The sequence below is a fragment of the Micromonospora sp. IBHARD003 genome (assembly GCF_056106285.1).
Map to the genome: position 1 here is coordinate 4,446,781 of NZ_JBWBBX010000001.1, position 12,799 is coordinate 4,459,579.

Sequence of the window (12,799 nt, forward strand, 5' to 3'; positions counted from 1 at the left end):
TCCCACACGGCGGCATTCGCGCAGCCCCGCGCACACCGATTGCGAACCCGCTCGGGTGCGGCGGGGAACACCCGTACGATCCCCCGGCCCCGGAACAGTAGAGTTCCCGTCCGTGAGCTCCGACCCCCGCCCGCACCGGCCCCCCGTCACCGTCGCCGGGATCGGCGCCGACGGCTGGGACGGGCTTCCCGAGGCGACCCGCGCCGCCCTCCGCGACGCCGACGTACTGATCGGCGGGGAGCGCCAGCTCGCCCTGATCCCCGACGAGTGCGGAGGCGAACGCGTGCCCTGGCCGTCGCCGCTGCGCCCCGCCGTACCCGGCCTGCTCGCCGCGCACGCCGGCCGCCGGATCGCGGTCCTCGCCAGCGGCGACCCGATGTTCTACGGGATCGGCCGTGCGCTCGCCGATGAGCTCGGCGCGCACGCCCTGCACGTCCTGCCGCACCCTTCGTCCGTCTCGTACGCCTGCGCCCGGCTCGGCTGGCCTCTGGAGGACACCGAGACCGTGACCCTGGTCGGCAGGCCCCTCGCCTCGCTCGCCGCCGCGCTGCACGACGGACGGCGGCTGCTGGTGCTCAGCGCGGGGGCCGCGACACCCGCCGAGATCGCCGCCCTGCTGCGGGAGCGCGGCTACGGGCCCAGCCGGATGCGCGTCCTGGAACAGCTCGGGTCCGCGCGCGAGTCCCACACCGACGGCACCGCCGACGACTGGAAGCACCCGCCGGGCGACCCGCTCAACCTCGTCGCCGTCGAGTGCGTACGTGCGCCGGAGGCCCTGCGGCTGTCGGCCGTGCCCGGACTGCCGGACGGCGCCTACGAGAACGACGGCCAGCTCACCAAGCGCCATGTGCGCGCCGCGACCCTGGCCGTGCTGGCCCCCGCGCCCGGTGAGCTGCTCTGGGACATCGGCGGCGGCTCCGGTTCGATCGCCGTCGAATGGATGCGGACGCACCGCACCTGCCGGGCGATCACGGTCGAGCGGGACGCCGTACGGGCCGAGCGCATCGGCCGCAACGCCGCGTCCCTCGGTGTGCCCGGTCTGCGGGTCGTCACCGCCGCCGCGCCGTCAGGACTGGCCGGGCTCCCCGCGCCGGACGCGGTGTTCATCGGCGGCGGGCTCACCACGCCCGGCCTCCTGGACGCCTGCTGGGACGCCCTCCCCGCCGGCGGACGGCTCGTCGCCAACACCGTGACGCTGGAGTCCGAGGCGCTGCTGACCGAGTGGTACCGGCGCCACGGGGGCGAGCTGGTGCGGCTCGCCGTCGCCCACGCCGTCCCCGTCGGCACCTTCACCGGCTGGCGCCAGGCGATGCCGGTCACCCAGTGGTCCGTCACCAAACCAGGACAACCAGGAGCTGAACCCTCATGACCGTCCACTTCATCGGCGCGGGCCCCGGCGCCGCCGATCTGATCACGGTGCGCGGGGCACGGATGCTCGCGTCGTGCCAGGTCTGCCTGTACGCCGGCTCGCTCGTCCCGCGCGAACTGCTCGCCGAATGCCCGCCCGGTGCGCGTCTCGTCGACACGGCCCGGCTCGACCTGGACCAGATCGTCGCCGAGATCGTCCGCGCCCACGAGGAGGGCCACGACGTGGCCCGGCTGCACTCGGGGGACCCGTCGGTCTTCAGCGCGGTCGCGGAACAGATGCGGCGGCTGGACGCGGCGGGCATTCCGTACGACGTCGTCCCCGGTGTGCCGGCGTTCGCGGCGGCGGCCGCCGCGCTGAAGCGTGAGCTGACCGTCCCGACGGTCGGCCAGACGGTCATCCTGACCCGCATCGCCCAGCAGGCCACGCCCATGCCGCCCGGCGAGGACCTGGCCACCCTCGGCCGCAGCGGCGCGTTGCTCGTGCTTCACCTGGCGGCCCGTTACGTCGACCGCGTGGTGGCGGAGCTGCTGCCGCACTACGGGGCCGACTGCCCCGCGGCGGTCGTCGCGATGGCGAGCAGGCCCGACGAGGTGGTGCTGCGGGGGACGCTGGAGGACATCGCGGAGCAGACGAAGGAGGCGGAGATCACCAAGACGGCGGTGATCATCGTGGGCCGTACGCTGGCCGCGTCGCAGTTCCGCGACAGCCATCTGTACGACCCGGCGCGGGAGCGGCACGTCTGCTGAGCCGCCGGCCGCGGCGGGGGCGCGGACGGTGCGCCGGTCCCCCGGCGCGATGAGCCGCACCGCGGTGCGCCCCGGTCACGCCCCCGTGCCCGTACCGCCCCGTGCCTCCACCCAGGTCAGCGCCTCCTCCACCGTCGACGCCGCCGGCACCCCTTCCGGTACCGGTGGGCGCCGGACCACCACCACGGGGATGCCCGCCTCACGCGCCGCGGTCAGCTTCGGGGCCGTCGCCGCCGCACCGCTGTCCTTGGTCACCAGGACGTCGATGCGGTGGCGGCGCAGGAGTTCGCGTTCGCCGTCGAGAGCGAAGGGGCCCCGGTCGAGGACGACTTCCATGCGGGTGGGGTGCGGGAGCTCCGGTGGGTCGACGGAGCGGACCAGGAACCACAGGTCGTCGAGGTGCGCGAAGGCCGCGAGCCCCATCCGGCCCGTGGTGAGGAAGACCCGTTCGCCCAGCCCGGGCAGCGCCTCGGCCGCCTCCGCCAGGGAGCCTGCGTCACGCCAGTCGTCCCCCTCGGCGGGGACCCAGCCGGGGCGGCGCAGCGCGAGCAGGGGAACATGGGCCTGGTCCGCGGCCCGCGCCGCGGAGAAACTGATCGTCCCGGCGAAAGGATGGGTGGCGTCGATGAGCACGTCCACCTGGTGCTCGCGCAGCCAGGCGGTGAGGCCTTCCGCCCCGCCGAAGCCGCCGATCCGTACCTCGCCCCTGGGCAGCCTCGGCGTCGCGACCCGGCCGGCGAGCGACGTCGTCACCCGCTCCCCGCGCCCGTGCAGCGACTCGGCGAGGGCGCGCGCCTCCGTCGTACCGCCGAGGATCAGGACGTGCACGGGGGGCCTCCATGAGTGAACCGGCGCCCGTGGGCGGACGCAGCGCCCAACTCAAGCACACCGGTCTGCGGCCCGGCTGGACCACCGGTGCCTGCGCGACCGCGGCGACGACCGCCGCGTACACCGCGCTGCTCACCGGCGACTTCCCGGACCCGGTGACGATTTCGCTGCCGAAGGGCCAGACCCCTGCCTTCGCCCTCGCCGCGGAGGAGCTGGCGGACGGGCACGCCATGGCGGGCGTCGTGAAGGACGCCGGCGACGACCCGGACGTCACCCATGGCGCGCTGGTCCGTGCGACGGTGCGGCTCCTGCCGCCCGGCTCCGGTGTGGTCTTCCGCGCCGGGCCCGGCGTCGGCACCGTCACCCGCCCCGGACTGCCGCTCGACGTCGGGGAACCCGCCATCAACCCCGTGCCGCGCCAGATGATGCGCGACCACATCGCGCTCGTCGCCGGGCGCCACGGCGGTACGGGCGACGCGGAGATCACCGTCTCCGTCGACCACGGCGAGGAGATCGCCCGCTCCACCTGGAACCCGCGGCTGGGGATCCTGGGCGGTCTGTCCATCCTGGGCACGACCGGGATCGTCGTCCCGTACTCCTGCTCGGCGTGGATCGACTCGATCCGCCGGGGCGTGGACGTCGCACGGGCGGCGGGCCGTACGCACCTCGCGGGCTGTACGGGCTCGACGTCCGAGAAGACCGTCGTCTCGCTCTACGACCTGCCCGAGGACGCCCTGCTCGACATGGGCGACTTCGCGGGCGCCGTGCTCAAGTACGTCCGCCGGCACCCGGTCGAGCGGCTCACCGTCTGCGGCGGCTTCGCCAAGCTGTCGAAGCTGGCCGCAGGACATCTGGATCTGCACTCGGCCCGCTCGCAGGTCGACAAGGGCTTCCTGGCGGAGCTGGCACGTGCGGGTGGTGCGGACGAGGACCTCGCGGCCCGGGTGGCGTCCGCCAACACCGGCCTCGCCGCACTCCAGTTGTGCGCGGCGCGTGGTGTACCGCTGGGCGACCTGGTGGCCGCGACCGCCCGCGACCAGGCCCTCGGGGTCCTCCGCGGTGCCCCGGTCACGGTCGACGTGGTGTGCATCGACCGCGCGGGGACGGTGGTGGGGCGCTCCTCACCCAAGGGCCCGCGGGACGACTGACCGGCTCGGCGGCAGAGCGCCTTGTCGCCGCGGTCGCCTCGTCCGCGCTCCCTCGCTCGCGGCGCCGGCCGTCCCGCTCGTCCGATCAGCCCTGCGACTCGCTGATGTTGACCATCCAGGGGATGCCGAAACGGTCCGTGCACATACCGAACACATCGCCCCACATCTGCTTCTCCAGGGGCACGGACACCGAGCCGCCCGTCGACAGCTTCTCCCAGTAGCCCCGCAGTTCGGCGTCGTCTTCGCCGCTGAGGCTGACCGAGAAGTTGCTGCCCGGCGTGTGCGGCATTCCGGGCGGGGCGTCGGCGCCCATCAGGGTGAAGCCGCTCGGGGTCTCCAGCATGCCGTGCATGATCTTGTCGGCCTCCGGTGCGCCGGCCTGGCCGCCGGACTCGCCGAAGGTGTGCAGGGCCAGCGTGCCGCCGAAGACCTCCTTGTAGAACTCCATCGCCTGCCGGGCGTCGCCGCCGAAGCTGATGTACGGGTTGAGGCGCGAGACCATGAGAACCAACCTCCACAAGCGGAGTACCAGTCGGATGTCCGCAGACTAACCGCGGCGGTGCGTTGTGGGGGCGTTCCGGGTTGGCGCGCGGGGTGTCCGTCCTCAATCGGCGGACGGCCTTGGGGTGTGCGGTACCGGGTTGGTAACCGGTGTGTCCGTCCTCAATCTCCCCCAGACTCCGTCCGGGGGGACCCCCCAGACGGGCTTGGGGTGCGGGGCTTGCCCGGGGCGTTGTCGGTGAGGTTGGGGGCCTCTGCGGGGCTCGTATGCGACGACGGAATGATTTACGTCGCGCAACCCCGAACCAAGAAGGCACCGCTGTCGTAGCGCGACACCATGGGGGTCCCCCCGGACGAAGTCTGGGGGAGCTTTGGTGTCTCTGCACACGACCCCTCCGAGTCCCCCTGTCCCGGGCACGGCAGGGCGCCGGGGCGGAGCCGTGCCGATCGGCTCGGGCCGCACTCAACGCCCCCGAGGGCGACCGGCCCCCGTCTGCGAGTGAGGGGCCGTGGAGGGGTCGTGTCCGGGACACTAGAGCGTGATTTGTGTTGCGCCCCGACGCAGGCGGTGACTACGCGGCATGGGTAGGGGGCGCGACGTAAATCATGCCGTCCAGGACGCGAGCCCCGGAACGGCACCAACCCCACCGACGCAGCCCCGGACACGCCCACACCCCTGAGCCCGTCCGGCGTTTGAGGACGGACACCCCGGGCGCCCAACCCGGAAAGCGGCCACACCCCAGCCCGTCCGGCGATTGAGGACGGACACACCGGCCCCGCCCACCGCAGAGGGCACAGCGCACCCCGCGCCTCACCCCTCCGGGTACGTGCGCGGCGTCCAGGCGATCCGCTCGCCCGAGCCCCGTACCACCGTCCGCGTCTGCGACGACCCCACCAGCAGCAGCGTCCTCATGTCGACCACCGCCGGGTCCAGTTCGGCGAGCCGGACGATCGTCACGCTCTCCTCCGGGCCGCCGACGTCGCGCGCGACGACGACCGGGGTGTCGGGAGCGCGGTGTTCCAGCAGCAGTTCGCGGGCCTTGGCCACCTGCCAGACGCGGCTGCGGGAGCCGGGGTTGTAGAGGGCGAGGACGAGGTCCGCGGCCGCGGCGGCCGACAGGCGTTCCGCGATGACCTCCCAGGGCTTCAGCCGGTCGGAGAGGGAGATGGTCGCGTAGTCGTGGCCGAGCGGCGCGCCCGCGCGGGCCGCCGCCGCGTTCGCCGCGGTCACACCGGGCAGTACCCGCACGGGCACACCGGCGTACGCCTCCTGGGAAGCGACCTCCAGCACGGCCGTGGCCATCGCGAAGACGCCGGGATCGCCGCCCGACACCACCGCCACCCGGCGCCCGCGCCGCGCGAGGTCCAGAGCGAACTCGGCGCGCTCGGACTCCACCTTGTTGTCGGAGCCGTGCCGGCGCTGCCCGGGGCGTACCGGTACCCGCTCCAGATAGGTCGTGTAGCCCACCAGGTCGTCGGCGGACGCGAGCGCTCCCCTGGTCTCCGGGGTCAGCCACAGCGGTCCGGCGGGGCCGGTGCCCACGACCACGACCTCGCCCTGCGGCCGTGTCTGCGGCCGCACCTCGTCGATACGGCTCGGCAGCACCGCGACCGAGAAGTACGGCACCGATTCCGGGTCCACGTCGGCCAGTCGCTCCGTGCGCTCGCCCTCCATCGTGGCGCGCTCGACGTAGCGTGCGTCGTCGAGCCGTCCCGCCCGCCGCAGCGCGCGGCGCACCGCCGGGAACGTACGCCCCAGCTTCATCACCACCGCCGAGTCGGTCCCGGCGAGACGGGCCGTCAGCTCCTCCTCGGGCAGGGTGCCCGGGATGATCGTCAGGACTTCCTCCGCCTCGCACAACGGCTCCCCGAGCCGTGCCGCCGCCGCGCTCACCGAGGTGACGCCGGGGATGACCTCGGTCGGGTAGCGGTGCGCCAGTCGCTTGTGCATGTGCTGGTACGAGCCGTAGAAGAGCGGGTCGCCCTCCGCGAGGACGGCGACGGTGCGGCCGGCGTCCAGATGTTCCGCGAGCCGCTCCGCGGCCTCTTCGTAGAAGTCGTCGAGCGCGCCCCGGTAGCCGCCGGGGTGGTCGGTGGTCTCGGTGGTGACCGGGTACATCAGGCGCTCTTCGATGTGGTCGGAGCGCAGGTGCTTCGCCACGATCGAGCGGGCGATGGAACGCCCGTGCCGGGCGCAGTGGTACGCCACGACGTCCGCCTCCGCGATGACCTCGACGGCCCGGAGGGTCATCAGGGACGGATCGCCCGGCCCGAGTCCGACTCCGTACAGACGGCCGGTCCGCTGGGTGCTCACTCTGCCTCACTCGCCATCGCGTTGATCGCGGCCGCGGCCATGGCGCTGCCGCCGCGCCGCCCGCGTACCACCAGGTGTTCCAGGCCCGAGGGGTGCGCGGCGAGCGCGTCCTTGGACTCGGCGGCGCCTATGAAGCCGACCGGGACGCCGATGACGGCGGCCGGGCGGGGTGCGCCCTCTTCGATCATCTCGAGGAGCCGGAAGAGCGCGGTCGGCGCGTTGCCGACGGCGACGACAGCCCCGTCGAGACGGTCGCGCCACAGCTCGAGCGCCGCGGCGCTGCGGGTCGTGCCGAGTTCGGCGGCGAGGGCGGGCACCTTCGGTTCGGAGAGCGTGCAGATCACGTCGTTGCCGGCGGGCAGCCGCTTGCGGGTGACACCGCTGGCCACCATCTGCGCGTCGCACAGGATCGGCGCACCGGCGCGCAGGGCCTCACGGGCGCGGGCCACCACCCCGGGCGTGTACGCGAGATCGCGGACCAGGTCGACCATGCCGCAGGCGTGGATCATCCGCACCGCGACCTGGCTGACGTCGGCGGGAAGCGCGGCGAGGTCGGCCTCGGCGCGGATGGTGGCAAAGGACTGGCGGTAGATCTCCGCCCCGTCCTTCTCGTAGTCGAACACGGTCTTCTCGCTCATCTCGTTGTACGGGTACGGGTTGTGGCGACGGTGCGGGCGAGCTCGGCCGGGGACGGTACGGGGACGCCGGCGCCGCCCACGCTCACCCGGTATGTGCCGTCCGTGGTGGCCACGACGTCCACGTAGTCCCCCTGGGGCCGGCCGCAGCGCCGCTCGCAGCCGGACCAGTACACGGGAAGCCCGCGGCCGGGTGCGGGTCTGGCGGCGGAGCGTGCGTCGGCGCGTACGTCGGCGAGCGACTTGGCGCAGCCGGGCCGCCCGGTGCAGGCGCCGACCCCGTACCAGGGGGAGTCGGCGCGGGTGACGAACCCCGCGGCGGCCAGCCGCGCCAGCAGGGCCGCGGCTGCCTCGCGGTCGTCGAAGCCGGGTACGACGATCCCGCGCCAGGGGGTCAGCCGCACCTCGTCCACGGGCAGCGGCAGCAGCGTCCGCAGCTGTGCGGTGGTGAGCCGCCCGAGGGGCGCGGCGACCGACACCGCCGTGCCGCGGGGCCCTTCGGCCAGTCCGGGCTCCGGCCGGACGTGCCCGGTGGGACTCGTGAGTGTGGTGGGGCTATCGGTGCCGACGGGGCCGGGAGCCGGACGCGCTGCCGTGTGCGGCGGGCCGGCCGGCGTGTCCGCCCGCACCCCTGCCCGTGCCAGATGTCTGCCCACGGGCACGTCCTGCCCAGACGGCAGTTCCCGTACGCGCCACGCCCCGGTCCCCGCGGCGTGGGCCGCCTCGAGGAAGGCTCCGGCGGCTGCGAGGGCCGCGCGCGGGGCGTCCTCGGAGGACACACGGAAGGCGCTCCGGCCGATGCGGACGACCGCCGTCCCGCCGGGCTCTGCGAGCAACGTCACATCCGCGCCGAGCTTCGCCACGTCCCCGCGCCCGTCGTCCAGGGCGAACAGGAAGCGGCCGGACAGATCCGCCGCCCAGTCCGCCGCGCACAGCAGCGCGTCCAGCTCCCGGGCCCACAACTGCACGTCCGTGTGCCCCAGTCCGTCCAGCCCGGCCAGCGGTGAGGCCACCACGTTCCGCACCCGCTCATGGGTGTCGGAGGGCAACAGGCCGGCCCGGTGCAGCAGCGCGGCGAGCGGGCCCCCGCAGGCGTCCCCGAGGCCGCGCAGCTCCACATTGCCCCGGGAGGTGATGCTGAGCGATCCGTCCCCCAACTCCTCGGCCGCAGTGGCCAGCGCGGAGAGTTGACGCTCCGTCAAAAGACCGCCGGGGAGCCGGAGTCGGGCCAGCCGCCCGTCCTCCGCGCCATGCAGCCGCAGCGCTCCCGGACAGGCGTCGCCCCGGTCCCGTATGCGAGATTCGCCCGGGTCTGCGGGGCTTGTGGGTGTGGGCGGCATGGCGGCGAGCATACCCACGTCCTTCCAGGTGGCCGCCCTGCAGTCGGGGAACAACCTCTACTATGCAGACGGCATGGGGTCCCAGGACCCCGGGGAGGAAGCCCGGTGGAAATCCGGCGCGGTCCCGCCACTGTGAGCCAGGCCCGAAAAGGCCCGGCGAGTCAGGAACTCCCGCCGACCACGACCACCCGGGGCGCGGAAACCCCGAGGAAGGCCTGCGCACGCGATGACGCACGCGACGATCCTGCTGCTGTCGACCTCCGACACCGACCTGCTCAGCGCCCGCGCCGCCGCGGGTCCGGTCGAGTACCGCTACGCGAACCCCTCCCGGCTTCCCGTCCAGGACGTCCCCGGTCTGCTGGAGGGCACCGACCTCGTCGTCGTACGCCTCCTCGGCGGCCTGCGCGCCTGGCAGGAGGGCCTGGACGTGCTCCTCGCCGCGGACCAGACCCGCCCGGTCGTGGTCCTGACCGGCGAACAGGCCCCCGACGCCCAGCTGATGGAGGCCTCCACCGTCCCCATCGGCATCGCTGCCGAGGCCCACGCCTACCTCGCACACGGCGGCCCGGAGAACCTCGAGCAGCTCGCGCGCTTCCTGTCGGACACGGTCCTGCTCACCGGCCACGGTTTCGAGCCCCCGGCCGCGGCACCCACCTGGGGCCCGCTCGACCGCACCCCGCGGGGTACGGACGGCCCGGCGATCGCCGTGCTCTACTACCGCGCCCACCACATGAGCGGCAACACCGCCTTCGTCGGCGCGCTCTGCGACGCCATCGAGGACGCGGGCGGCCGGGCCCTGCCCCTCTATGTGGCCTCGCTGCGCGCCCCCGAGCCCGAGCTCCTCGACCGACTGCGCGGCGCGGACGCCATCGTCACCACCGTCCTCGCCGCCGGCGGCACCAAGCCGGCCGAGGCCCAGGCGGGCGGGGACGAGGAAGCGTGGGATGCCGGCGCGCTCGCCTCGCTCGACGTGCCCGTGCTGCAGGCGCTCTGCCTGACCGGTTCGCGCAGCACCTGGGAGGAGAACGACGAGGGCCTCTCCCCGCTGGACGCCGCCAGCCAGGTCGCCGTCCCCGAGTTCGACGGACGCCTCATCACCGTCCCGTTCTCCTTCAAGGAGATCGACGAGGACGGCCTCCCCGCCTATGTCGCCGATCCCGAGCGGGCCGCCCGCGTCGCCGGCATCGCCGTCCGCCACGCCCGGCTGCGCCACATCCCCAACGCCGACAAGCGCCTCGCGCTCGTGCTGTCCGCGTACCCGACCAAGCACTCCCGCATCGGCAACGCGGTGGGTCTCGACACCCCGGCCTCCGCCGTCGCCCTGCTGCGCCGACTCGCCGCCGAGGGCTACGACTTCGGCACCGAGGAGATCCCGGGCACGGTCTCCGGCGACGGCGACGAGCTGATCCGGGCGCTCATCGAGGCCGGTGGCCACGACCAGGACTGGCTCACCGAGGAACAGCTCGCCCGCAATCCGGTCCGTATCCCCGCCGCCGACTACAAGCGCTGGTACGCGACCCTGCCCGCCGAACTGCGCGAGCAGGTCGAACGGCACTGGGGCCCGGCACCCGGTGAGATGTTCCTGGACCGCTCCCGCAATCCCGAGGGCGACATCGTGCTCGCCGCCCTGCGCCGCGGGAACCTGCTGATCGTCATCCAGCCGCCGCGCGGCTTCGGCGAGAACCCCATCGCGATCTACCACGACCCCGATCTGCCGCCGTCGCACCACTATCTGGCCGCCTACCGCTGGATCGCGGCCCGGCAGGACGACGGTGGCTTCGGCGCCGACGCGATGATCCACCTCGGCAAGCACGGCAATCTGGAGTGGCTGCCCGGCAAGAACGCGGGCCTGTCCGCGGCCTGCGCCCCCGACGCCGCGCTCGGCGACCTGCCGCTGGTCTACCCGTTCCTGGTCAACGACCCGGGCGAGGGCACCCAGGCCAAGCGCCGGGTCCACGCCACCCTCATCGACCACCTCGTCCCGCCGATGGCCCGCGCCGACTCCTACGGCGACATCGCGCGCCTGGAGCAGCTGCTCGACGAGTACGCGCAGATCTCCTCGATGGACCCGGCGAAGCTCCCGGCCATCCGCGCCCAGATCTGGACCCTGATCCAGGCCGCCAGGCTCGACCACGACCTCGGTATGGACGAGCGGCCCGAGGACGACGGCTTCGACGACTTCCTGCTCCACGTCGACGGCTGGCTGTGCGAGGTCAAGGACGCCCAGATCCGCGACGGTCTGCATGTGCTGGGCGGTGCGCCCACCGGAGCCGAGCGGGTCAACCTGGTCCTGTCGATCCTGCGCGCCCGTCAGATCTGGGGCGGTACGACCGCGCTGCCCGGACTGCGCGAGGCACTCGGCCTGGACGAGTCCGCCGCGACGCGCACCACTGCCGACGAGGCCGAGGCCCGGGCCCGCGCCCTGGTCGAGGCCATGGAGGAGGCCGGCTGGGACCCGGCCGCGGTGGACTCCGTCGCCGGGGGACACGGCCAGGCGGTCGCCGACATCCTGCGCTTCGCCGCGCGCGAGGTCGTGCCGCGGCTCGCCGCCACGACCGATGAGCTCGACCACGCCGTCCACGCGCTGAACGGCGGCTTCGTTCCGGCGGGCCCGTCCGGCTCGCCGCTGCGCGGCCTGGTCAACGTGCTGCCGACGGGCCGCAACTTCTACTCCGTCGACCCCAAGGCCGTCCCCTCGCGCCTCGCCTGGGAGACCGGCCAGGCCCTCGCCGATTCGCTGCTCACGCGCTACCGCGCGGACAACGGCGAGTGGCCCACCTCCGTCGGTCTCTCCCTGTGGGGGACGAGCGCGATGCGCACCGCGGGCGACGACGTCGCCGAGGCCCTGGCGCTGCTCGGCATCCGCCCCGTCTGGGACGACGCCTCGCGCCGGGTCACCGGTCTCGAGCCCGTACCCGCCGACGAGCTGGGCCGCCCGCGTATCGATGTGACCCTGCGCATCTCCGGCTTCTTCCGGGACGCCTTCCCGCACGTCATCGGACTGCTCGACGACGCGGTGCGGCTCGCGGCGTCGCTGGACGAGCCCGCCGACGTCAACCACGTACGGGCACACGCCCAGGCGGACCTGGCCGAGCACGGGGACGAGCGCCGCGCCACCACGCGGATCTTCGGCTCCCGGCCCGGCACCTACGGCGCCGGCCTGCTCCAGCTCATCGACTCCCGCGACTGGCGCACCGACGCCGACCTCGCCGAGGTCTACACGGTGTGGGGCGGCTACGCCTACGGCCGCGGTCTCGAAGGCCGCCCGGCACGCGAGGAGATGGAGACGGCCTACAAGCGGATCGCGGTCGCGGCCAAGAACACCGACACCCGCGAGCACGACATCGCCGACTCCGACGACTACTTCCAGTACCACGGCGGCATGGTCGCCACCGTCCGCGCGTTGCGCGGCACGGCCCCCGAGGCGTACATCGGCGACTCGACCCGTCCCGAGACGGTCCGCACCCGCACGCTCGTCGAGGAGACCTCCCGGGTCTTCCGCGCCCGCGTGGTCAACCCCAAGTGGATCGAGGCGATGCGCCGCCACGGCTACAAGGGTGCCTTCGAGCTCGCCGCGACCGTGGACTACCTGTTCGGGTACGACGCCACGACCGGGGTCGTCGCCGACTGGATGTACGACAAGCTCACCGAGACCTACGTCCTGGACCCGGAGAACCGCGAGTTCCTCCAGCAGGCCAACCCCTGGGCGCTGCACGGCATCGCCGAGCGGCTGTTGGAGGCGGAGTCCCGGGGGATGTGGGAGAAGCCGGATCCCGCGGTCGTCGAGGCGCTGCGGCAGGTGTTCCTGGAGACCGAGAGCGACCTCGAGGGCGACGACGACGGCGAAGACGGCGGCAAGTAAGGACGGCAGCCCGCACACGGGTGCGTACGGGCCGGGCCGGGATGGGCCCGTCCCTT

General features: G+C 73.8%; 9 protein-coding genes and 1 riboswitch. Of the genes, 4 read left to right on the forward strand and 5 right to left on the reverse strand.

Features of this window, described 5'->3' with window-relative positions; all coding sequences use genetic code 11:
- Positions 1 to 112 precede the first annotated feature (112 nt).
- Both cbiE and cobM read left to right on the forward strand, forming a co-directional pair.
- Entirely contained in the window at positions 113 to 1,369 is a 1,257-nt protein-coding gene (gene cbiE, locus ACTWOL_RS19825) for a precorrin-6y C5,15-methyltransferase (decarboxylating) subunit CbiE (RefSeq protein WP_474298090.1), read from the forward strand.
- A complete protein-coding gene (gene cobM, locus ACTWOL_RS19830; RefSeq protein ID WP_474298091.1) occupies positions 1,366 to 2,115 on the forward strand; it encodes a precorrin-4 C(11)-methyltransferase in 750 nt (249 codons plus the stop codon). The genes cbiE and cobM overlap by 4 nt, the downstream gene beginning before the upstream one ends.
- A 75-nt stretch (positions 2,116 to 2,190) precedes the next feature.
- Here the strand turns inward: cobM and ACTWOL_RS19835 are convergent, their stop codons facing one another.
- A complete protein-coding gene (locus ACTWOL_RS19835; protein WP_474298092.1) occupies positions 2,191 to 2,943 on the reverse strand; it encodes a cobalt-precorrin-6A reductase in 753 nt (250 codons plus the stop codon).
- 11 nt (positions 2,944 to 2,954) lie between these two features.
- Here ACTWOL_RS19835 and ACTWOL_RS19840 point away from each other — a divergent pair, with 11 nt between their 5' ends.
- Positions 2,955 to 4,091: a cobalt-precorrin-5B (C(1))-methyltransferase gene (locus ACTWOL_RS19840; protein ID WP_474298093.1), complete on the forward strand. Its 1,137-nt coding sequence runs from the start codon at positions 2,955 to 2,957 to the stop codon at positions 4,089 to 4,091.
- 85 nt (positions 4,092 to 4,176) lie between these two features.
- Here the strand turns inward: ACTWOL_RS19840 and ACTWOL_RS19845 are convergent, their stop codons facing one another.
- The 4 genes from ACTWOL_RS19845 to ACTWOL_RS19860 form a co-directional block, all read right to left on the reverse strand.
- Positions 4,177 to 4,593, reverse strand: coding sequence for a VOC family protein (locus ACTWOL_RS19845; protein ID WP_474298094.1), 417 nt, complete (start codon positions 4,591 to 4,593; stop codon positions 4,177 to 4,179).
- A gap of 810 nt (positions 4,594 to 5,403) precedes the next feature.
- Positions 5,404 to 6,906 carry a precorrin-2 C(20)-methyltransferase gene (locus tag ACTWOL_RS19850; RefSeq protein WP_474298095.1) on the reverse strand — a complete coding sequence of 501 codons (1,503 nt, stop codon included), beginning with the start codon at positions 6,904 to 6,906 and terminating at the stop codon, positions 5,404 to 5,406.
- On the reverse strand, positions 6,903 to 7,544 hold the full coding sequence (locus ACTWOL_RS19855; RefSeq protein ID WP_474298096.1) for a precorrin-8X methylmutase: 642 nt from the start codon (positions 7,542 to 7,544) through the stop codon (positions 6,903 to 6,905). The genes ACTWOL_RS19850 and ACTWOL_RS19855 overlap by 4 nt, the downstream gene beginning before the upstream one ends.
- Positions 7,541 to 8,881, reverse strand: a complete 1,341-nt coding sequence (locus tag ACTWOL_RS19860) for a precorrin-3B synthase (protein WP_474298097.1) — start codon at positions 8,879 to 8,881, stop codon at positions 7,541 to 7,543. Before ACTWOL_RS19860 ends, ACTWOL_RS19855 begins: the two co-directional genes overlap by 4 nt.
- 56 nt (positions 8,882 to 8,937) lie before the next feature.
- Positions 8,938 to 9,070, forward strand: a riboswitch (cobalamin riboswitch).
- A 37-nt stretch (positions 9,071 to 9,107) separates the two neighbouring features.
- Between ACTWOL_RS19860 and cobN the strand changes: the two genes are divergently transcribed.
- A complete protein-coding gene (gene cobN, locus ACTWOL_RS19865) occupies positions 9,108 to 12,743 on the forward strand; it encodes a cobaltochelatase subunit CobN (protein WP_474298098.1) in 3,636 nt (1,211 codons plus the stop codon).
- The last annotated feature ends 56 nt before the right edge of the window (positions 12,744 to 12,799 follow it).